Raw genomic sequence first — 21,042 nt, forward strand, 5'->3', positions numbered from 1 at the left:
TTATCCTCGTTGTTAGCAACGTGGCGATAGCGCTCACCTCAGCAAAACAACGGCATCAGTCTAACAAAACAAGGCGGTTCTCGGCGTGGGGATACCCCTATTTCGCGAGCCGACGCCGAACAACTTCTGTCCAAGTTGTTCCGGGGTGCAGCTCTGGAGGCTTGCGTTGATCTCCTTCAATCATTTCCGCTGTGTGGCGTCGCATTTTGGCTCTTCGAAGAACACGACTTGTCAGGATATGGTGCTGAAGTTCAGTGGATGAACACAAGTCAGATGTTGAGCGAGGCATTAGAAGCCTACCCCGGCATCGTCGTAAGCAACATGGGATACATCCCTGTTGGCATGTGTTTGTCGGGGTCGGGCGACTATTACTATCTAGATGCTAAGACAGGCGACCCGAGCGATCCTCCCTTAGTGCGCGTGCCTCACGAGGCCATGACATCGGCGACAACGTACGCGGAGGAGCAGATTGAGGTGGTGTGTAGTTCTCTCACAAACTTTCTCAGAGCGGCCACGACAGAGGCGCCCGCCTCCTGGGATTAAGGAAGCCAATAAGGGCTGTGATTGGGTTCGCGTTGACAATCTAAATCTAAATAGCAACGCTTGGACCGTCATAGCAGTATCGGTGAGTGTTGGAATGGTCGGAGCCCCGAGATTAGATCCCGAGACAAATTGGAAACTGGTGGAGATACTGTCCGATGCGGCAAGCTCGTTTCGGGCGGTTATTGAACGAAGCGAAACTCACGGATTGTTTCGATACTCCGTCGAAAGCTATTTCGGTCCAATAGAAGAAGATTGGGGGCAATGGCCTGAAGGTTTCTGGCGGGCCCATTCGTATTCGGGTTTATATGGATCACTCGTTGAAGTAGCGAAAGAGGCACGAGTTTCTATCGAGGCCCAGTGGAACCTCGTTGCGAGGTAACATCTGCAATTGCATCACCGTCCTCCTAACCTTAGGGCGGGTTGGCAGCTTTCGGCCCAAAGCAAACGAACAACTATTCACCTTTCTGGTTTGACGGCCCAAGCCGTCCCATCCTTCGGCGTTCTTGCATTCGGTCATGCGGTCGAACTTTAAGCCTTCGGGAACATCTGTAGATTTTGCCGAGGTCGGTCGTTATCTCGACGTAACAAGAGGCGGTCGTAGGCCCTACCATTGAGAAGCCGATGATTGCGTCGGCGAACCATTCTTGTGGCATGTTATTTGCGGCCATTAGCCTCAGTACGGCGTGCTGGTAATACAACGAAGTAGCGCTGAGGTCCGGGCGGGAAGGCAATGTCCCGCCTTTAGCCAATTGGAACTGTAGCTCCTTTGGGCCGGTATGAAGGATGTTTACAAATTGGCCGAGCGCCCAGTAGCCGTTGAGATCATTATATCTGCTCACAAAGCTATCGAGAACATCCTGGCAAATACCTTTAAACTGCCTTCGTCTGGCCATGCCAATCAGATCTCAACCATACACCACGCCTCTCCTTAGCATTGCAGGATTTAATATGAGGTCGCAATGATCGCAATTGACGCAGAGACGCCACACCCATACCCCATACGAGAGTGAGGGTTGTCGGCTCGAAGCGGACTTCTTCCAAAGCGCTATGCGCCGTCATGTTCTGAATATGCCTGTATCTCTGCCAGCGAAGGCCGTCCGTCCATCATAAAGAAAAGCATTTCGATTTTGTTGGGCAGAATGAGCCGAACCACGGTTTCTGAAGCGTCTGCAACGGCTATTTCCTCAAAGGATATCGACGCAGCTTGAAGAAGCGTCTTCGACTCTTCGACCGACAGTCCTGGTTCGAAGCCATTGAACTTAATATACCGCCTAGCAGTGTACTTCATCTTCCCCTTCTTTGGCTCCGGCTGGCCGCTGATTGCAGTCCACATCCGAACACAAACTCGACAAACTTCTACCTGCTCCCCCTGGATCCAAAGCTCGACCTGTATATTGCCGTAGTAATCGAGAAGGCTGTCGAAGGTCGCACTCCCGCTGAAATCCCACCAGCTTGGTGTTCCGAGGAGACGGCCAAAAGAGAAAAGGGGAACGTCCGGGCGCGGCGTCTGCGAAGGCGTTTTTTGAAGTAGCTTTAAAATTGAGAAGGCTTCGGAGCCTAGTTTTGCGGGCATGTCCAGCCAGATATCACGGTGGTAGACCTGTCACAATGACGCGCTGACGTCCCGCGGCGAAAAAGGGACCACCCACACCCTCCTTAAGGCGGACAATACCCGTGTCCCTGGATGGTTAAGGCACGTTTGCGATCTCAAAGATAAAGCCGCCGCAGAGGAATTCGAAAGCGTCGTTCTCGCGATCAAAAATTCGGAACCGCACCTCCTCGAAAAACGCCGAGCGTTTTGGCTCAATTTGCAAATCGAGCCCACTTAGAATGAACATTCTGTCAGGGCGAAATTCCACGCACTGGTCAAAATGAACGGTGATACGCTCAGAAGAGGCCGGCACCTGTTTTGTCAGCACCATTTTGATATCTAGGAATCCTACAGGCGAGATGCGCTTGACGACCAATTCTTCTACGAAACGGTATTCCCAGCATTTAGCTAGCGGAAGATCGTCAAAATTGTCGATGACCACGGCCATGTCCCCTTGCCAGCGAGATTCTAGTCCTTTGATACCGCGTTCGAGGCTGACCTGCCGCTGAACTTTCATCCAGCGGCGATTAGAGTCCCGGCGGTTTTGAATACGCCAAGTGGCGCGGTGTGAGCAACCGGCGGAAGCGCGAAGCTTTCATCTTGTGCAGGGGTGGACGAGGCGTTGGCAATTAGTCCGGCCATGATCTACATGGCATCGTGATGATTGATGCAGTCGCAAGGCTACCAATATAAAGGCCAAACCGGAACCGAACAAACTCCAAATTGAATGGCACTGACATGGTAAAACTGAGAGTTGGCGCGGTGACGGCTATCTTGTTTGAGCGGGTGTTTCATATCGATATAGAGGGAGATCAAGGGTTCGAGATAGCCTCTCCCGACGATGCCGACATCCGACTACAACTCGATATCGGCCCCGAGGATGCGGATTGGACAGAAACCTTTTCGATAAGGGTGGCAACGCCCAACAACAAGTCTCAAAGTCGCAGTACTTTGAAGACTATGCGAATTCACTCTTTTTCTTTCGAGACACTCAAAACGTATTTGCTGGCGGCTGTTGCAGCTTGCGAGCGCGAGTCGTGGGATGAAAGCCTTAATGCTCTGCGCTCAAGGTTTCTTTGGGAACGGGATACGCCGAACAAGCAGAAGAGCAAAAAGTAGGGTGTTCTCGGCCACCCACACCCGAAGTATGGGCATGGTGGTGGGTAACAGGGTGGGGATCACGTCCTTTGCCTTGGGCACACCGATGAATCAGCAGATCGTCAACATCGTCCGATGGACCATCCGTGCCCAACTTCAATGCCGGCTTAAGTTGGACGGCGTAGGATCCGGCACTCCATGGGGCTATTCGGATTGACAAGGACTGCTATCTCTTTTCCAGGCGGATATTCACTGGTCTGATTACCTTCCGTATTGAGGCTCTTCTTGAGATACTCTACGCCGCGAAACTCATAGGACACGTCCACAAAAGGCGTCGGAAATTCGCCCACGGCCTTCGAAACGACTGATCGGACAGTGGCTTTAACTTCCACCCAGCCGTGTCTCTTCGTCGAATAGCCGGTCCTATCAACGATATTCCAAACGATAAGCCCGACGACGAAGACGGCGATTGGAATGTAAGCCATATATTTCTTTCAAGCGCTGGTGAGTGGCTGATCGCAAGTCATCCATGCGAGAGAGAGTTCGTCAAGTGCTGCTAGACCACGTGTCTCGCACCCCCGCCCCAACCAGCTCAGGTATGGTCGCGGTGGGGAAATCCGTTCCAGATGTGCACTAAAACCAGGTATCCGAAGATGCCGTGTTCTGCGGTGATAGCCCTAAATTTCTGATCGTCGCCGCCAAACCACGTGTATTTGGTCAAAAAACCCGGGATCGCTATTATAAGCACGAAGCAAACTGGCGCAGAAACCCAGAGGGTAAAATAGCTTCCGATCCCCAGCAGTGTCACAAGGATAATTCCGTAAAGCAGCAAGTGGGTCTGAATGATCTTTGCCATCAGAGGTTTGTCCAAAGAAGTAGACTTGAGATGCAAAGAGTAACTGTCATCAGACGCGCCATCAACCTGGGACAATCACCTCCGCCTTCCTAAAGGGTGACAACCTTCGGGCCGAAGGGCTCAAACTCCAACCCAAATCATAGCCATACCGACAGCGCACATGCCGAAACCCACTCGGCACCACCATTTCGACTTTGGGTTATTGAATAGCGCGTCTAGGTATTCTTTGTCAGTAACACGCTCTCCATCTGATGGTCGTATCGGATCAAGCGACGCCCTGATATGGCGATTGTGAACATCGTAGCGCGTAACGAAGCTGATCATCCCACCAATCGTCCAAGGCACTAGTCCGGTGACGAAAATTATTATTCCAACGTTCATCGGGCACCTGTTTAATCTGTAAGGGCGGGGCGCGCATCAAATTTTACTTGCGCGATCGCGCGACCGGCTGAAGATCAGGATGTATAAAGGTTCGAATAAGAATACTTTGCAGAGGAATACAAAAATCAGCAACAACGGCACAGCCACGTAGTTTTCGTCGCTGAACCAAATAATGACAAATGAAATCGCGCTAAACGATAGCAGCCACAACCACATTTTTGGGCTGGTCAGTTTGCGCTTTGCTTCACGCTCACGCTCTTTTTGCACTTCCTCTACCTGCGGCATCTATCTTGATTCTTCAGCTATCCAAACCATTCACTAAGATGAGAACAAGGGCTTCGTCCAGTGTCAAGACGCAGCTGCTGCTATACAACACCACCCGCCATAACCAATGGTGCTCCCCAGATTAGTCAAGGTTATGGCATTTGGATTGAATTCGGGAAGCGAACAGCCTCGATTGGCCTCCAACAAAATCCTTTTTTTCGACCAAGCTATCGAATTTTTGCCTGCTGTAATCGTCACCAGAAATTATCTCATGGTATAATTTGTCAGATTCTTTCTTGTCCTTTGAAATTGTCAAAAACAAATTTAATATTGGATCGTTCTCTGGAATCTGCTTTGATACATTAATGACGCATATGCAGTAACGCTCCGAAAATCTCTTTAGATTGTCGCATTTGATCAGCATCGATTTGTAGTATTGATCTTCTGAATCCTCCATCGCGGCGGCATTGACTTTAACAGATGCTGCACCAAGATAAGCTAACGCGAATAATACGGCGAGGATCAATTTTAAAGCGCGAGGCATCTTCCAAGGTTCCATGATTTCTTAGTCGTGTTACATCATTCATTCATTTGTTGCGAGCAGGTGAGTTCGCGACATCGTGCCCATGTCGCGACGATTAAGGTGAAGAGTCCACAATAGGTCCGATCGGAATAGCGTCATCCAAAGTCAAGGAAGGGCCAAACTCGTCCTTGTAACTCATCAGTGTTCTGGCGATGCGTTCCGCGTTCATCCCGGTCACCCCGCCCGAGATGCTGATCACCAAGCCATCCTTCCTGTAATTCATCCACTTCTTGCTCTCTATTTGGGCGCGGATGGCTTCGGGCAGGTTCTCGCTCAAGACAACTTCAACGAAGTTGCCTCCTTTCTTGTACGGGCGGTGGCGCAAGGAGACTTCTTTGATACAGTTCCATGGGATCATCTCGCGCGTGTAACGGCTATCACGAAAACCTTCCTTGTCGATGATCAACACCGGTTTCAGCGGGTTAATTCTGATGAGCCGATAAATGAAGAAGACCAGCGCGGCCGAAAAAAAGTAAAACAAAAATCCCGCCAGTGTTGGGTCCATCGGCCTGGAAAAGCTATTGATCCCCGAAACGTCATAGTAAATGGCCCCGAAGGCAGCGGCGCAGCCGCCTATGGCTGCGAGAAAGCCGAGAAGTGGAGCTATGTTGAAGCTGAGCTCTATTCGGGGGAATCGTTCGAACAGCATGAGATCCGCAATGCTATTTTGAATTTATCAAAGTCTCACAGGGCAATGTCAGGCAAGAGACACTATTGTGATATGTTATGGAAGAGCCTGCATCGGCTGTTCTAAATTCTTGATAATAATGGTCCAGGCGATGGTGAGGCTAGTTTTACTCGGCATATGCGGCGCGATCGGCGCCATTCTGGTAGGCGCTGTATTTTCCGGCCTATCCGGATATCTGTTTCTGAGGACGTGGGAGTATCTTTCCCCGTTACCGGGCGATGCGAACGGGGGCGAAGCGTTTGGAAGGGTAGGGGCGACAGCTATCGCTATGTGTGCAGCGTTCCTTCTTGGCTTTCTTTCCACGATCGCCGGAATGGCTTGGTTCACTCGCCCGATTGTTCAATATCACCGTGCTGGATGAATCCTCTGCGTCATGCCCCCGCATCATCGGTTTCCTCTTCGGCAGCACCACTGCCATGTGGAATCACTTTGCTATCTTGTTCTTTCGCCTTCAAAAGCACCGCGAGGTTGCAGTTCGGGGTCTTCGGGCCGTAGCTTCAAGGCATTTCTGTAGTAGTTCTCAGCACCCGCTAAATCGCCATTTTCGTGCAGGAGAACTGCTAGATTGTTATGTGCTTCGGCATAGTCGGGTTTCGAGCGAATGGCCGAACTGTAATGCTCTTCCGCCCGCGAGCGATCGACGCGTTCGAGAAACATCGCGTAGTTGTAATGGGCGTCGACATAGTCCGGACGCTGCTGCAGCGCCTCGAGATAGTGTTGCTCAGCTGCGACCAGCTCACCGTGCTTTTCGAGAAAAACTCCGTAGTTGTTATGGGCCTCTGCGAAGCCAAGTCTCGTCCGGATGCCACCGCCGGCCACTTGCGCCATAAGCGGCCGTTCAAAGTAAAGAAGTACCACTCTCGAACCGAACCGGGGCACAGCCATCACGATGTCGATAAAGATAGGCAACTCAGGGCGAACCCCATAGCTTGCCCGCAGCCGACCTCGACCTGGGACAGCCGCCACCCCCCTATTTCGCATATCATCTTTTGCGCATGCAGCGGTCGTCACGCCGTGTTATATGGTTAAGCTGGCGATCGCAGCCGGGGGGCGGATCATGTCGAGCCTGCTTCTGAGGGAAATCGCGGTCGGGCAGCTCGACGGAGAGCTTCTGACCCCGACGCATTCCAATTACGATCAATATCGCCGGGTCTGGAACGGCATTGCGGACAAGCGTCCGGCCGCGATCGTCCGGGCGCGAACGGTGCGGGATGTGCAGGTCGCGGTGCATGCCGCAGCGGCCTCCGGTTCCCTCCTCGCCGTCCGCGGCGGTGGCCATAGCATTCCGGGCCTCTCGACCTGTGACGACGGGCTCGTCCTCGACCTGTCACATATGCGGGCGATAAAAATGGACGAGAATGAGCGGATCGCCGAAATCGGCGGCGGCTGCCTTCTCGGCGATCTCGACCGGGCCATCGTCCCGCGCGGTTTTGTGGTGCCCGCAGGCGTCATTTCTCACACTGGTGTCGCCGGGCTAACGCTCGGGGGCGGCATGGGCTGGGCGAGCCGCAAATACGGCCTCACGATCGACAGCCTGCTTGGTGCGGAGATCGTCACGGCCAATGGTGACGTCGTGTGGACCGATGCGGAATCCGATCCGGAACTCTTCTGGGGCATCCGGGGCGGCGGCGGCAATTTCGGCGTCGTGACCCGCTTTCTCTTCCGAATGCACAACCTCGGTCCCATTGCCGTCGGACGCTGGACCTACCCGCTCGCCAATGCCGTAGATGGCCTTCGCCGTCTCAGCGACCTGTCGCACACGCTGCCGCGCGATCTTACCCTGAATTTCACACTGTCCGGTTCGGAGCTCAGCATAACCGCCGTCTGGCTAGGAGATCGTGAGGGCGCGGAACGGGCGCTGACGCCCTTAGGCTCTCTGGCTGGAACGGGGCACGGCGGCATGACCGCCATGACCTTCCTCGATTTGCAGAGCCGCAATGACGAACTCTTCGCATGGCTGCGGCGCTACTATGTGAAAGGCGGTTTCTGGCGCGACATGAACGAGGCTGCCATTCCACACATGCTCCGCCAGATCGCGGTCGCCCCGACGGACGATTGCGAGATTAGCGTGTTGATGCTCGGCGGTGCGGTGTGCGATGTGGCCGAGGAGGCCACCGCCTATTCCGGACGCGATGCCGGTTATTACTGGCTAACCGAGCCGGTCTGGGACGACCCGTCCGACGACCCTTCATGCATCGATTGGGGCCGCCAAACAGCCCGCGACTTGGTCGACCCCTCAATGGAGGGAAACTATGTCAATGAGCAAGGCGATGCCGGTTCCGAGATCGCCGTCCAAGCCTATGGCGCGAGCAAATATCAGCGGTTGGCTCGGCTTAAGCAGCGTTTGGATTCCGGAAACCTCTTCCGGTTGAACCAGAATATCAGCCCCGCAGCCTGACTTTTGGGGTGCATATACGCCAAGCCACGCCGACCACTTCTGTCGCTTCCGAATAAAGGGCCGTCATGTCTCCACAGATCAAGACCAGCGCGCGCGACGACGCCTTTGCGGTGCGGCGCGCCGTCTTCATAGACGAGCAGGGTTATGAGAATGAATTCGACGGTATCGATGACAACCCCTCCTGCGTGCACGCAACGCTTTATGTCGATGACGAGTTGGTCGGGTGCTCACGTGTGTTCCCCGAGCTATTGGAGCGCGCAGTTGCACCCGAGAGCCCGCAGTCGCCCACATGTACGTTCGACGAGGGCGTGACGGTAGGGAGACGTACCTGCTGGGCCGCGTGGCCGTGATGCCGGCGTTTCGCCGCCGGGGTTTGGCGAGTGTGATCATCGCCGCCAGCGACGAGGCCCGTGGGGCCGGCGCCAAGTTAGTTAAGCTGCATGCCTAGGAATACGCGCACGATCTGTACGCCAACCAGGGCTATACACAGATCACCGATGTCGATTTCGAGGACGAGGGCCAGCCGCACCTTTGGATGGCCAAGCGGCTGTGATCGCGGACGGTTCCCTAAGCAGCCGATCAGCCACTACGTGTCCCCAACCCTGCGTGTCCACCGCAGGCAAAGCTGCCAAGGCAACGTCCGCTTTGGGCCGAAAGCCGTCATTTGTGGCATTTGCTTCATAGTGTCTGAACACCGCCGTCGCGCGGCTAAGAGACGACTCCTGGCTGAGCAAATAGCTCATGCGATCTGCAGCAAGCCGCGAACGCGCTTCGCGATATCCCCAGCCGTTTGACAAGCCCAATGCCGCACCACCTCAACACGGTCCATCAGCCATCTGCACTAGTTATAGGTGAGCAGTTTGTCGCGCCCGGCATGGAAGATGCACTCAACGACAACGAAGCTCGTGAGGTACGCGAGGACAATAATTGCCAAGCCAACGATACTCAAGAGCATAGTCGACGCGGACCTCGTCGTGTCTTTGGCTTGCTCGCAGCCGCCTCTGATCTGTAGATTGACGGCAGGTGACATCGGATGCGTGCGGAGCTTGGTCGCGAAGAGCGGCGAAGATGCTCTACCTGATGATGCTGTGGTGGATGTCCGTGACGCTGGCTTCTATCTCAGAATCGATCCTCAGCAAGTTTCCGCTTTGGTAACGAGCGGTCTTTTCCCATCCGGTGGACTGAAAATATGCGATATTCGCGAATTCCGTTCGAAATATATGCCTCTTTCAGAAATTGTACGTTGGCGTCGTCTGCATGATTTTCCTACCCTGCATTTTGCGGCAATATATCGGGCGATGGTCAAGGCGGGCATACGATTGCTCCATTCCCAAGTAGCCATCTATGAAAGATGTGAGGTCAACGAGTATTTAACGAAGGCTGTATTGAATGGAAAATGATCCATCGGCTCCGTCGGCCGCGGCTTGGAGTCGTGTTTCTTACGTCATACCCAATGTTTTCAGTAACTTAAATGAATCGCGATCCATTGGTGCCGACATTACGCTCCCGGCGCGGAAACGCCTTCAACGATAAAGACGCGATACTCAGCGCCTTTCAGACGGTGTACCCGGGCTTCCTGGTAAAGCGGACTGTCATACCAGGCTTGAGCGGCATCCATCGTCGGAAACTCTATGATGACAGATCCGTCTACTGTGGGGCCCTCCAGCGTCCTGGACGGTCCGTAGAAGGCGAGCGCCTTCATATCGCGACCTTCTCTCGCAAGAGGCGCCATCTGCCCATATGTCTTGAATTCCTCGGGATTCGTGATGCGGTCACGGACGAATACAACATAGGCGCTCATTTTGGTTCCTTTCCTCTTGCAATCCGACGCTCGTGATCTCCAATCAGTGACATCGTCAACTGACCTTGTCGAGCCAGCTCCAGCAAAACGCAGGTCGGCCCCGGCGAAATTATCATGGAGTGGACTACCAAAGGAGGAACTTTCGTTCGAAATCGAATGAAGCTATATTGCCGCCGTCCGGCAAAGCTAGGGTGCTGGAGGGGGTAGAATACTTTAACGAAGTCGCCGTGTAGCCGCCTTAACCTGGCTTGGTAAGCAAGGTTAAGGCTGGGGCGCCGATACCTGTTGCCAGATAGATCCGCAGACTTTCCCTGGTGCGCAAGAATTCGCTTTCGCAGTTTCGCAATCGAATTTGCGTGAGGAACATCGTGGCTTGCCAAATTATAGGCCCACGGGTGTTCAGGTGACATTGGTCTTCCGGAGGGCGGCCGATTCCGGTCCTCGGCCCGGATTACAAACCCCGACCATGTGAACTCGCATCTGCATCATCGTTGATCAAGGAGAGAGGCATGACACAACACGTTCTGTTCATTGTGACCAACGCGGCCGCGATCGGCCCGAACAACCGCAAGACTGGTTTCTTTTTCGCCGAGGTCGCGCATCCTTTCGATGTCCTCGACAAGGCGGGAATTGCGGTAGAATTCGCGTCGCCCGCGGGCGGATGGACACCGTACGACGCGTACGATGAAAAGGATCCTGCCCAAAAGCAATTTATGGAAAGCAAGGCATTTCGTCGGCTCAATCGCAGCCGAAAGCTGTCTGAGGTGGATGCGTCTGACTACGACGCGATCCTGATCCCGGGTGGGCTTGGCCCGATGGTCGACATCCAGCGCAATTCCGATGTCCAAAAGGCTGTCGTGCGCGCATGGACCACGGGCAAGCTGGTGACCGCTGTTTGTCACGGGCCATGCTCGTTGCTGAGCGTAGACCTTGGCGATGGCACGCCATTTGTGCGCGGAAAGAAGCTGACATCCTTCTCGAAAAAGGAAGAGTACGACTACGCGCGCGAGGACGTGCCATATGAGCTTGAGGACGCATTGAGGGCGGAGGGCGCCGTGTACTCGTCCGTTGCAAACTGGGAGCCTCATGTTGTCGTTGATGGCCGTCTCATCACCGGTCAGAACCCTGCCTCTGCAGGACCTCTGGCAAAGGAATTGCTCGCCGCCCTAAAAAAGTTGGCGTGAGGTGATGAAGGGTCGGCTGCCCTGTGGGGATCGCGGGGCAGGCGGCCAGTCGCACGCAATCGTGAGCCGCCGGCTCTCGGGACTCATATCCAGGCGCGTCGTGAACGCTTTCTGACCTCCTCGGGGGTGTTCTGTCTTTCGAATTTAGAGATATTGGCGCAAGGCCTATACTTATTGACCTCTATCGGCACCGGGGGGACGACAGTGAGCGTTACTTGCGCTTGAAATTGAGGAAAGCGGCCAAGCAAGCCTTCGTCGAATCAAATTTCTTTCACGAGTGCGCTTTATCAGGCACTTAGCAGAAAAAACCGAATTTCCGTCGACAATTGACCGTAAATGCTATCGATGTAACATTACGTTACCCGATAGTGATGATCTGTTTGAGAAGAGAAGAATACTGATGTCGGCGAGATTTGATTATTTTGTCAAAATAGTAGCAGCGACGTGGATTGCGGCATTTCTTTCCTTGCCCGGCATGGCGATTGCCGAGGGCAATGGCGGCGGAGGCGATGGGATTGACAATGCCGACGTCCCTTTGACCGAATTCGTGACGACAAGCACCGCCCGCAACATTCAAGCCGTTCAAGCCGAATGTTCTGCGCGCGACAACATCTATCAGTTGGACTGCCTTCGTCAGGGATTGGAACTGGTCTGGCGGCGCTTGCCCTATCACGGCGACTATGGCCCGATGCGGGAGGCAATTCAAAGGGCAAGTGCCGACATGTCCGGCATTATCAATGCCAACGCCGATACAAATACACCTCGGCTAGATAGCGGACTGAATGCCAATTCGCGTTTTCAGGCGAGAAGACACTATACGCCGATCCTGAAGGACAAGCTTGCGTCTGCCAGTGCGGCGACCCGGCAGGCGCTTGGAAAACTCGAAACGTCGTTGGATAGTCTCGGCGAGAAATCCACGATCTGGAACCAGAACTATTCCCGTATCGCGGCGTTGATCAGGCAGATCGCAGCGCACCTGCCTTGATGGGTCTGAACTGAATCACTGACGGCGAGCCTTCAGATTGCCCCGAAGAGGATGCGACGTGGTGATCCAACGGGAGGCCCCGCGCGTTGACATCGTCGACGAGATGCGGCGGAAGCCGCGCCATGTCCTTGAGTGTCTTGTTGCTCTCGGTTGGCCAGTTTTGGCGGGTCCGGGTGGTCTCGAAGAGGTAAATGACTTCCTGAAGCGATGCGATCATGATCAGACTCCTTTCCGGCTGTCTGCTCTGTTTTTGTTGTCTCTAATATGGTCTTTCGTTGACATTCAGACAAACGAAATGATATGGTCATAAAGATCAGAAAAATTGAAAGATGAGACGATGACCATTTCTCTTCGCCGTCCCATTCCGTTGCTCGACAACGAAGTTCTGCGGACCTTCGTCGCCATTGCCGAGACGGGTAATTTTTCCACTGCCGCGGATGCGGTTTTCCGGACGCCATCTGCGGTCTCGATGCAGATCAAGAAGCTTGAGGAACAGCTCGGCGTGATCCTCTTTCTGCGCGATGCGCGCTCCGTCAGTCTGACGCAGCATGGCGAGATGCTGCTTACCTATGCACGCAATATATTGGCGTTGTCGAACGAGGCGGTTTCTCGGTTCATCATGCCGGAGCTTGCCGGCGTGGTTCGGCTTGGCGCGCCCGATGATATCGGCGAACGGCTTCTGCCGAGCATCCTCAAGAGCTTCTCGGAAAGCTACCCGGGCATCATGGTCGATGTAACGGTCGACATGAGCATCAACCTTAAGAAGCGCATGGAAGAGCAAAGGCTTGATCTTGCACTGATCAATTGCTCGACCAAGCCTTTTCCGACTGAGGGCGAAATTATCTATACCGAACGGCTCGTCTGGGCGGGGGCGAAATGCGGGACGGCCTATCGCCGCGATCCTCTGCCGATCTCCATCTGGGAGGACGGCTGCATCTGGCGTTCTGATGCCATCACCAAGCTCGAGCAGAACGGTCGGCCCTTCCGTATTGCGTTCCTCAGCGCCCACACGATGGCACAGCGCGCAGCCGTCGTGTCGGACTTGGCGATTGCGCCGTTCCCCCGGTCCTATATTACCGATGATATGAGGATATTGGGCACGAACGAAGGCTTGCCGGACCTGACATCCTTCGACATCCGCCTGCTGACGGCATCGCAGATGACCGACCCGATCCGCGCAGTTGCCAACAGCATCCGCGAAGCCTTCATGGAAATTGCCCGCGTCGCCGCTTGACGGACTTTCTCTCCCTCATTCCCGTCACAAGGACAGCAATGAGGGAGAGAGTGACGCGCCCCCTTATCGTTTCTAGGGCTCTCGCGGCAGTACTATTCCCTGCTTCGCCGCCGCCGGCGTCCGCCACCATCGCCGCCGCTATCATCCGCAAGGACCTTGCGCTCGGGCAGGGTGATCACCTTGGACAGTTCCGGAAAGGCATCGACCTTGTTCGGCAGCGCCATGGCGTAGACGAAATGCTCCTGAAATTTTGATTCAAGAGCCGTCTCTATCTTCTCGATTTTGCTGACGGTTTCCTCGATCTCGCGGCGATAGTCGCGATTGAGGAGGGCCATGCGCGCGCCGGTGCCGGCGGCGTTGCCGACGGCCTTGACCTTGTCGAGCGGGCAGTCTGGAATGAGGCCGAGGACCATGGCGTACATCGGGTCGATGAAGGTGCCGAAAGCGCCGGCGAGGCCGATGCGGTCGACATGGGTGACGCCCTGCTTGTCCATCAGCAGCTTCACGCCGGCATAGAGGGCGGCCTTGGCGAGTTGGATAGCGCGCACGTCATTCTGCGTTACGGTGATGCGCTGGGCGCCCTCGTGCAGCAGGTAGGAGAAGGTGCGGCCGTTCTGCAGGATGCGCGGCGAGCGGGCGGCCATGCTGCCGTCGACGACGCCGTCCTCGGAGATGATGCCTGATAGAAACATCTCGGCGACCACCTCGATGATGGCGGAGCCGCAGATGCCTGTTATACCGACCTTTTCGGCTGCTTCGGCAAAGCCCGGCTCATCTGACCAAGGCTCGACGCCGATCACGCGGAAGCGGGGTTCCAGCGTCGAGGGATCGATGCGGACGCGCTCGATGGCGCCGGGCGCTGCGCGCTGGCCGCTGGAGATTTCGGCGCCCTCGAAGGCGGGGCCTGTTGGCGAGGAGGCCGCGACAACGCGCGTGCGGTTGCCGAGCACGATTTCGGCATTGGTACCGATATCGACGAGCAGCATCATCTCATCCTGGCGGTGCGGGCCTTCGGCAAGCGTGGCCGCCGCGGCATCGGCGCCGACATGGCCGGCGATGCAGGGCAACATGTACACGCGCGTGCCCTTGTTCATCGGCAGGCCGATCTCGGAGGACTTGAGATGGACGGCGCCAGACACGGCCAGCGCGAAGGGCGCGCCGCCAAGTTCCGTCGGGTCGATGCCGAGGAAGAGGTGGTGCATGATCGGGTTGCCGACGAAGACGGCGTCGAGAATGTCTTCGCGCGAAACGCCACCTTCGGTGCAGACCTTGTCGATCAGGCCATTCAGGGCTTCGCGGACAGCCGTCGTCATGCCCTCGCGGCCATCCGGGTTCATCATCACATAGGAGACGCGGCTCATCAGATCTTCGCCGAAGCGGATCTGCGGATTGGACGTGCCGGCCGACGCCACCGTGCGACCAGAGAGCAGTGACGACAGATGCATGGCGATGGTGGTCGAGCCGATATCGCAGGCGATCCCGTACGCCTCGTTCTTCAGGCCGGGGTAAAGCGCGATCAGGTGCGGACGGGCGGTCTCTTCGTCCTTGTAGATTGCGGCTGTGACTTTCCATTCGCCCTTGCGCAGGATCGACTGGACCTGCGGGATCAGGTGGAAATCGACTTCGAGGTTCTCGTATTTCCAGTCGGTCGCGATCGCCGCCTTCAGCCGATCGAGATCGCCTGATGGCTTGTGCATGTCGGGCTCTTCGACCTCGACATAGCACATGTGCAGCGCCGCATTGCGCTCGATGACGCGGGCATCGGCATCCTTGCGGACGACCTGGGCATTGATGACGGTATCCTGCGGCACATCGATGACGAGGTCGCCTTGGATGAGCGCGGAGCAGGAGAGGCGACGGCCATCCGGCAGACTGCGCACGGAGGCATAGCGCTGCTCCTTCGGGCCGATCGGCGAGAGGTGATCCAGCGAGGAGACGATCTGATGCTTGGCGAAATTGCCTTCCTGCACGGAAACCTGACAGCGACCGCAGGTGGCGCGGCCGCCGCAAACGCTTTCCACATAGACGCCGAGCTGGCGGGCGGCATCCAGCACCGGCATGCCGAGCGGGAAGCGTCCACGCTTGCCCGAAGGCATGAAGAGGACGAGGGCGTCGGTCCGGTCAGGTCTGCTGGAATCCACTTTTCAATCTTTCTTCACTGACAGTCTGCGCACGTTCGAGCGAACGCGCTTGCTATAGGGCTTGACCGCCGCCTCGGCGATCTTCTCGGCCGTGCGACCGGCCGAGGCAGGCTTTCGTCCCGATGCCATGGCGAAGGACGCATCGACCGCCTGCTGTGCGAAGGCCAGATTGAGCGCCACCATGCTCTCGGCCGTCGCCGCCATCTTTTCGGTCACCATGCGGTTGAACTCGGCCGAGGACTTCGAGCCGCCGGTCATCATTTCCATCGCAGCGGCCTGCGTCCGCATGGCGATCACCATAGGCGCCTCGAACCACAGGCTGATCAGATCACGGCCAAGTCCACGGTTGGGGGTCATTCGCTTCGCGCTCCGGCACCCGCACGTGCTGCCCGGCCGCCGCGGCGGCCACCGCCTGCGGAGGCGGATGCCGCAGCGCTTGCGGATGCGGAGGCACCGGCTTCCGCTGGCTTATAGTCGCGGTAGGTCATGATCCAGTTGCCGCAGTTAGGGTCGGTGCCGTTCAGCACGTTGGCGGCGCGGACGGCTTCCATTTCCTGCGGGCGGCAAGGGTTCATGATCGCCGAAGTCATGCCGGCGCCGATGACCATCGGAATGAAGCCGGCATTGATGCCGTGGCGATGCGGCAGGCCGAAGGAGATGTTGGAAAGACCGCAGGTGGTGTTGACCTTGAGTTCGTTGCGCAACCGGTGCAGCAGCGCAAAGACCTGGCGGCCGGCGTCACCCAGCGCGCCGATCGGCATAACGAGCGGATCGACGACAACGTCTTCCGGCTTGATGCCATAGTCCATGGCGCGCTCGACGATCTTCTTGGCAACGGCGAAGCGGACGTCGGGGTCCATCGAGATGCCCGTTTCGTCGTTGGAGATCGCGACGACGGGAACGTCGTATTTCTTGACGAGCGGCAGGATCGCCTCGAGCTTTTCTTCCTCGCCGGTGACGGAATTGACCAGCGGACGGCCCTTGGCGACCTTGAGGCCGGCTTCGATGGCTGCCGTCACGGAGCTGTCGATCGACAGCGGCAGGTCGACGAGGCCCTGGACGATTTCCAGCGTCTTCACCAGCAGGCCGGGCTCGGTTGCGTTCGGATCGACTGCTGTCACACCGGCATTGACGTCGAGCATGGTGGCGCCGGCGGCGGCTTGTTCCAGCGCGTCCTTGATGACCGTGTCGAAATTGCCTTCCATCATCTCGGCGGCAAGCTTCTTGCGGCCGGTCGGGTTGATGCGCTCGCCGATCACGCAGAATGGCTGGTCGAAGCCGATGATGATTTCGCGGGTGGCGGATGCGACGATGGTGCGCGTCATTACTGATCCTTCTGGTCAGGGGGCACGATAGATCTGGTCTATCGTGCCGCGATGGGTGTTACAAGCGAGCCGTGGTCCTCCGCCGGCTCATCTCGAATTCAATGGGTCGGTACGTGATGGGCGGCGATTTCCGCCATCTCCTGCTGGTTCTCTTCCTTGCCTTCGCGAATATGCTCCATGCGTTCTGCGACAAGCTCGTCGCCGCGATTGGCTTCGCGCTTCCAGGGCTGGCGGCCTTTCAGCACGCCGGAATCATGCACCATCTCTGCGACATATTCTTCCTGGCGATAGGCCATGACGTGGATGCCGGCGACGCCCTCGATCTCCTTCACCTCGTTGATGATGTCGATGCAGAGCTGCTTGCCTTCCTTCTTCTGGTCCTCAGCGCCTTCGATGCGCTTGATGATGTCATCAGGGATATGGACGCCGGGCACGTTGGAACGCATCCATTTCGCCGTTCTGGCCGACGCCAACGGACCGACGCCGACGAGGATGAAGCACTTTTCGTGAAATCCGAGATCGCGCACCTTTTTCATATATTCCCGGAACATCGGCACGTCGTAGCAATACTGGCTCTGCACGAATTGCGCACCGGCTTCGATCTTCTTGCCGAGGCGGTAGGGGCGGAAATCATAGGGCGGGGCGAATGGATTGATCGCTGCGCCGAGAAAGACCTTCGGCGGCTTCGTCAGCTTGCGGCCCGATAGAAACTTGCCGTTGTCGCGCATGATACGCACGGTTTCGAGCAGCGACATGCAGTCGAGATCGAAGACCGGCTTGGCACCCGGCTGGTCGCCGGCCTGTACGCCGTCACCGGTCAGGCACATCATGTTGGCGACGCCCATGGCGGCAGCGCCCAGCACGTCGCCCTGAATGGCGATACGGTTCTTGTCGCGGCAGGCGATCTGCATGATCGGCGCATAGCCCATGCGCGTCAGCAGGGCGCAGATACCGACAGAGGACATGTGGCAATTGGCGCCCGATGCATCGACCGCGTTGATGCCATCCACCCAGCCGTCGAAAATCGAGGCGCGCTCATAGACGTCTTCGGCGTCGGCGCTATCGGGCGGGTTCAGTTCGGCGGTGACGGCAAACTCGCCGCGGCGCAGGACGCGCTCCAGGCGGCCGAGCGAGGAATGGCCGGGCAGGGGATCGAGCGGCAGGTGCACGCCAAGCGGATTTTCATCGATCTGCGACATGCCTCAGGCTTCCTTTCGCGCCGCTTCGCGGCTTGCGGCGGCCTCGGCTGTCACGCGCAGCCAGGAGGAGGTCTCGCGCAGCGACTGATTGACCGGTTTCTGGATGTTCAGGATCTTGTCGCCTTCGACCATGTTGCGGGAGCCGTTCCACGCCTGTACCCAGACGCAGGGCATATCCGGTTCCACCTCGCAGTTGCCGTTGGCCCTGACGCCGCCGCAGGGGCCGTTGCGCAACTGCTTGGGACAGTTCATCGGGCAGGACATGCCGGTCGAGGACAGGGCACACTGGCCGCACATGCGGCAATCGAACAGGAAGCCTTTTACGTGCCGCTCTACGAAGGTGATCGGTCGCTCGACGCGCTCGTATCCGATGCCTTTCCAGATGGGATGCAGCAGCAGGAACGCGTCAGCGAAGCGGCGGTAGAACCACTCGAGGAAACGCGAATTGCGCACGGCCCAGAGACGGACCGTATATTTATGGCGGGCGCGGCGGTTGGGAGAGACGCCTGCAGGCGTATAAGCGCCCGTAGCGGCCTTGCTGGCCGGTGCGGCGTTGCCCGGGCGCTGCTTTTCCTCAGCCATTGCGGCCTCCGGATTTCACCAGAGCGACAAGGCGTTCCTTGTCGTAAGCGGCTTCCAGTTCTGCTGTGGCCTTGTCGGCCTCGGCTTCGAGATCATCGGAAACCGGCACTGGATCGGCCTTGCGCCATTCGGCCAGATAGTCGTCCGTCTCGGCCGCGCCAGTCCGCATGGCGCACATATCGATCGCCTCGGTGAAGCGCAAGGAAAGCTCACGCTTCGCTGTCTTGCGGCCTTGCTTGATGATGACCTGGGCGGGGATATCCCGCCAGTAGACGACGATGCGATCGGCCATATTCAGAAATTCTCCTCTTTGGTGCAGCATGCACGTCGGGCAGCGCGCGGACTGCGCTCGCCACGACGCCGGTGATGTCGAAAAGCGACGCCTGTCGTCAAGTCGGCGGCATTGGGCAGCCACCGACCACGGCAGATGTCAGCTGGGCCATTTTACCCAGAGATTCAAGTGCTCGGAGCCGTTGGCAGATACCTTAACTTAGGCATCCCATTTGGCGCTGCGTCGTTGCCATGTCGCAATTAGACGGCCTGCAATTCCTTGCCGAGATCGCCGTAGCCGGTGAAGCGATATTCGTATTCCAGGCCGAGATAATCCGCAGCCTGCCGTGCCTTCTCCTGCAGCTCCGGATCCTCTTCCTGAGAGATGTAGACCAGCTTGCGGTAATTGCCGAAATACATCTCCATCAGCTCCGGATGCCGATCGAGTCCGAGGGTCTTTACGACGAAGGTGTCGAATTGCCGGGCGAGGAAATCGGTGAGGAAGAAGGAGGTGAAATCTTCGTCGGCGCGGGCGGCAAATTCCTCGTTGCCCGTGAAGAATGAATAACAGTGTGGCCCCGACAGCCGTTCGATGCCTTCGCGCTCGCAGATTTTATCGATATCGCCGCCGGTGCCGCAATCGGCATAGCCGACGAAGATCTTTTCGAAGCCCTTTGCGCGGGCGTTGGCGATGGCTTTTTCCAGCTCGGGTGCGATCTTCTGCGGATAGCAATGCAGGATCGCGGGAAGACAGTGCAGGTCGATATGGTCGAGGGAATTTATCCGGCTCACGGCCAATATTTCGCGCGCGATCGCGCCACACGCAATCACATGAACCTTTTGCGAATTCATGCGTTTATCTCGCGGCAGGATTGTCTCCGCCTCATTTCGATCAAAACCCATTTCACAGAGGACTCCAGATCATGACCGCATCGAAAATCGCAGTACTTAGCGCAGCCTGCATTGCCCTCATGACCCTCGCATCATGCGCCAACACCATCAAAGGTATGGGCAGAGATACTGCCAACACCGTAAACGCGACGAAACAGGCAGGTCATACCGTCAATAAAGCAGCCCAGTGACCGATTTGAAGAGGTTGCGGCACCAGCCGCAGCCTTTCCTCGTTGATCTCTTCAGGCGCCAGCCGCAAGCTTGTTGTGCTTGCGCTTCATGAATTCCTTGGCGGTTTCGACCGCCACGGCAGCATCACGGCAATAGGCATCGGCGCCGACCGCCTTGCCGAATTCCTCGTTCAGCGGCGCACCGCCGACCAGGACGACGTAGTCGTCGCGCATGCCCTTTTCCTTGAGCGTATCGATGACGACCTTCATGTAAGGCATGGTCGTCGTTAGCAGTGCCGACATGCCAAGAATGTCCGGCTGCTCGCGCTCGATGGCGTCGAGATAGTTCTCGACCGGATTGTTGATGCCGAGGTCGACGACGTCGAAGCCTGCGCCTTCCATCATCATGCCAACGAGGTTCTTGCCGATATCGTGGATGTCGCCCTTGACGGTGCCGATGACGAGCTTGCCCTGCTTCGGCGCGCCGGTTGCGGCGAGCAGCGGACGAAGGATGAACATTCCGGCCTTCATCGCATTGGCGGAGAGAAGCACTTCCGGCACGAAGAGAATGCCGTCGCGGAAGTCGATGCCGACGATGCGCATGCCTTCGACCAGCGCTTCGGTCAAGACATCGTAGGGTGCCCAGCCGCGTTCGAGGAGAATGTTGGTTCCTTCCTCGATTTCCTCTTTGAGGCCATCGTAGAGGTCGTCATGCATCTGCTGCACGAGTTCCTCATCAGACAATTCCGCGAGAATGATTTCGTCGTCAGACATGCTTTCCACCCCATTTGCGCGCTGCTCGAGCGGCTTGCAGACAATATGAGTCACAGGCTTTTATTAAAGACTGCCTGATTAAGA

The 21,042-nt window shown here is 56.8% G+C and carries 26 protein-coding genes; 9 read left to right on the forward strand and 17 right to left on the reverse strand.

Annotated features, from left to right (window positions below; all coding sequences use genetic code 11):
* Positions 1-1,588: 1,588 nt before the first annotated feature.
* A complete protein-coding gene (locus EV561_RS19475; RefSeq protein WP_132523968.1) occupies positions 1,589-2,116 on the reverse strand; it encodes a hypothetical protein in 528 nt (175 codons plus the stop codon).
* Between the two features lie 115 nt (positions 2,117-2,231).
* Complete coding sequence (locus EV561_RS19480; protein WP_165927860.1) at positions 2,232-2,651, reverse strand: hypothetical protein; 420 nt, start codon at positions 2,649-2,651, stop codon at positions 2,232-2,234.
* Between the two features lie 221 nt (positions 2,652-2,872).
* On the opposite strand from EV561_RS19480, the gene EV561_RS19485 reads away from it, so the two are divergent.
* The gene (locus EV561_RS19485) at positions 2,873-3,253 is read left to right on the forward strand and encodes an Imm8 family immunity protein (protein WP_132523970.1); all 381 of its coding nucleotides are present in this window, start codon (positions 2,873-2,875) and stop codon (positions 3,251-3,253) included.
* A gap of 571 nt (positions 3,254-3,824) precedes the next feature.
* Here the strand turns inward: EV561_RS19485 and EV561_RS19495 are convergent.
* The 5 genes from EV561_RS19495 to EV561_RS19515 all read right to left on the reverse strand — a co-directional run bounded on the left by EV561_RS19495 (position 3,825) and on the right by EV561_RS19515 (position 6,913).
* Positions 3,825-4,088 (reverse strand): hypothetical protein, encoded by a 264-nt coding sequence (locus EV561_RS19495; protein WP_132523972.1) that lies wholly within the window; start codon positions 4,086-4,088, stop codon positions 3,825-3,827.
* 417 nt (positions 4,089-4,505) lie between these two features.
* Entirely contained in the window at positions 4,506-4,754 is a 249-nt protein-coding gene (locus EV561_RS19500) for a hypothetical protein (protein ID WP_132523973.1), read from the reverse strand.
* Positions 4,755-4,875: 121 nt separating this feature from the next.
* Complete coding sequence (locus EV561_RS19505; protein WP_132523974.1) at positions 4,876-5,292, reverse strand: hypothetical protein; 417 nt, start codon at positions 5,290-5,292, stop codon at positions 4,876-4,878.
* Between the two features lie 79 nt (positions 5,293-5,371).
* A complete protein-coding gene (locus EV561_RS19510; RefSeq protein ID WP_132523975.1) occupies positions 5,372-5,965 on the reverse strand; it encodes an STM3941 family protein in 594 nt (197 codons plus the stop codon).
* 471 nt (positions 5,966-6,436) lie between these two features.
* The gene (locus EV561_RS19515; RefSeq protein ID WP_245512757.1) at positions 6,437-6,913 is read right to left on the reverse strand and encodes a tetratricopeptide repeat protein; all 477 of its coding nucleotides are present in this window, start codon (positions 6,911-6,913) and stop codon (positions 6,437-6,439) included.
* Positions 6,914-7,061: 148 nt separating this feature from the next.
* On the opposite strand from EV561_RS19515, the gene EV561_RS19520 reads away from it, so the two are divergent.
* The 4 genes from EV561_RS19520 (at position 7,062) to EV561_RS19530 (ending at position 9,802) form a co-directional block, all read left to right on the forward strand.
* Positions 7,062-8,402, forward strand: coding sequence for an FAD-binding oxidoreductase (locus EV561_RS19520; protein WP_132523976.1), 1,341 nt, complete (start codon positions 7,062-7,064; stop codon positions 8,400-8,402).
* Positions 8,403-8,467: 65 nt separating this feature from the next.
* The gene (locus EV561_RS37925; RefSeq protein WP_245512759.1) at positions 8,468-8,752 is read left to right on the forward strand and encodes a hypothetical protein; all 285 of its coding nucleotides are present in this window, start codon (positions 8,468-8,470) and stop codon (positions 8,750-8,752) included.
* Positions 8,752-8,850, forward strand: coding sequence for a hypothetical protein (locus EV561_RS38545; RefSeq protein ID WP_348633746.1), 99 nt, complete (start codon positions 8,752-8,754; stop codon positions 8,848-8,850). The genes EV561_RS37925 and EV561_RS38545 overlap by 1 nt, the downstream gene beginning before the upstream one ends.
* Before the next feature lie 598 nt (positions 8,851-9,448).
* Positions 9,449-9,802, forward strand: a complete 354-nt coding sequence (locus EV561_RS19530; RefSeq protein WP_132523977.1) for a hypothetical protein — start codon at positions 9,449-9,451, stop codon at positions 9,800-9,802.
* Between the two features lie 98 nt (positions 9,803-9,900).
* On the opposite strand, the gene EV561_RS19535 is transcribed toward EV561_RS19530, so the two are convergent.
* Positions 9,901-10,203 carry a DUF1330 domain-containing protein gene (locus EV561_RS19535; RefSeq protein WP_132523978.1) on the reverse strand — a complete coding sequence of 101 codons (303 nt, stop codon included), beginning with the start codon at positions 10,201-10,203 and terminating at the stop codon, positions 9,901-9,903.
* 509 nt (positions 10,204-10,712) lie between these two features.
* Between EV561_RS19535 and EV561_RS19540 the strand changes: the two genes are divergently transcribed.
* Both EV561_RS19540 and EV561_RS19545 read left to right on the forward strand, forming a co-directional pair.
* Positions 10,713-11,387: a type 1 glutamine amidotransferase domain-containing protein gene (locus EV561_RS19540; RefSeq protein WP_132523979.1), complete on the forward strand. Its 675-nt coding sequence runs from the start codon at positions 10,713-10,715 to the stop codon at positions 11,385-11,387.
* A gap of 277 nt (positions 11,388-11,664) precedes the next feature.
* A complete protein-coding gene (locus tag EV561_RS19545) occupies positions 11,665-12,372 on the forward strand; it encodes a hypothetical protein (protein ID WP_132523980.1) in 708 nt (235 codons plus the stop codon).
* Here EV561_RS19545 and EV561_RS19550 read toward each other — a convergent pair.
* Entirely contained in the window at positions 12,344-12,589 is a 246-nt protein-coding gene (locus tag EV561_RS19550; RefSeq protein WP_132523981.1) for a hypothetical protein, read from the reverse strand. The genes EV561_RS19545 and EV561_RS19550 overlap by 29 nt on opposite strands.
* A 120-nt stretch (positions 12,590-12,709) precedes the next feature.
* Between EV561_RS19550 and EV561_RS19555 the strand changes: the two genes are divergently transcribed.
* Positions 12,710-13,606, forward strand: coding sequence for a LysR family transcriptional regulator (locus tag EV561_RS19555; RefSeq protein ID WP_132523982.1), 897 nt, complete (start codon positions 12,710-12,712; stop codon positions 13,604-13,606).
* A 92-nt stretch (positions 13,607-13,698) separates the two neighbouring features.
* Here EV561_RS19555 and EV561_RS19560 read toward each other — a convergent pair whose 3' ends face one another.
* From EV561_RS19560 to EV561_RS19590, 7 genes are all read right to left on the reverse strand, one after another.
* Positions 13,699-15,702, reverse strand: coding sequence for an ASKHA domain-containing protein (locus EV561_RS19560; RefSeq protein WP_132524184.1), 2,004 nt, complete (start codon positions 15,700-15,702; stop codon positions 13,699-13,701).
* A gap of 48 nt (positions 15,703-15,750) precedes the next feature.
* A complete protein-coding gene (locus EV561_RS19565) occupies positions 15,751-16,104 on the reverse strand; it encodes a hypothetical protein (protein ID WP_132523983.1) in 354 nt (117 codons plus the stop codon).
* Positions 16,101-17,072, reverse strand: a complete 972-nt coding sequence (locus tag EV561_RS19570) for a methyltetrahydrofolate cobalamin methyltransferase (protein ID WP_132523984.1) — start codon at positions 17,070-17,072, stop codon at positions 16,101-16,103. The genes EV561_RS19565 and EV561_RS19570 overlap by 4 nt, the downstream gene beginning before the upstream one ends.
* 98 nt (positions 17,073-17,170) lie before the next feature.
* A complete protein-coding gene (locus EV561_RS19575) occupies positions 17,171-18,271 on the reverse strand; it encodes a methylenetetrahydrofolate reductase (RefSeq protein WP_132523985.1) in 1,101 nt (366 codons plus the stop codon).
* Positions 18,272-18,274: 3 nt separating this feature from the next.
* Positions 18,275-18,853, reverse strand: a complete 579-nt coding sequence (locus EV561_RS19580; RefSeq protein WP_132523986.1) for a methylenetetrahydrofolate reductase C-terminal domain-containing protein — start codon at positions 18,851-18,853, stop codon at positions 18,275-18,277.
* On the reverse strand, positions 18,846-19,145 hold the full coding sequence (locus EV561_RS19585) for a virulence factor (RefSeq protein ID WP_132523987.1): 300 nt from the start codon (positions 19,143-19,145) through the stop codon (positions 18,846-18,848). The genes EV561_RS19580 and EV561_RS19585 overlap by 8 nt, the downstream gene beginning before the upstream one ends.
* 239 nt (positions 19,146-19,384) lie before the next feature.
* A complete protein-coding gene (locus tag EV561_RS19590; protein WP_245512761.1) occupies positions 19,385-19,975 on the reverse strand; it encodes a DUF1638 domain-containing protein in 591 nt (196 codons plus the stop codon).
* Positions 19,976-20,046: 71 nt separating this feature from the next.
* On the opposite strand from EV561_RS19590, the gene EV561_RS19595 reads away from it, so the two are divergent.
* The gene (locus tag EV561_RS19595; RefSeq protein ID WP_132523989.1) at positions 20,047-20,205 is read left to right on the forward strand and encodes an entericidin; all 159 of its coding nucleotides are present in this window, start codon (positions 20,047-20,049) and stop codon (positions 20,203-20,205) included.
* A 51-nt stretch (positions 20,206-20,256) separates the two neighbouring features.
* Here EV561_RS19595 and EV561_RS19600 read toward each other — a convergent pair whose 3' ends face one another.
* Positions 20,257-20,958 (reverse strand): B12-binding domain-containing protein, encoded by a 702-nt coding sequence (locus EV561_RS19600; RefSeq protein WP_132523990.1) that lies wholly within the window; start codon positions 20,956-20,958, stop codon positions 20,257-20,259.
* Positions 20,959-21,042 lie beyond the last annotated feature (84 nt).

This window comes from Rhizobium sp. BK376, from assembly GCF_004341625.1.
Lineage (GTDB): Bacteria > Pseudomonadota > Alphaproteobacteria > Rhizobiales > Rhizobiaceae > Rhizobium.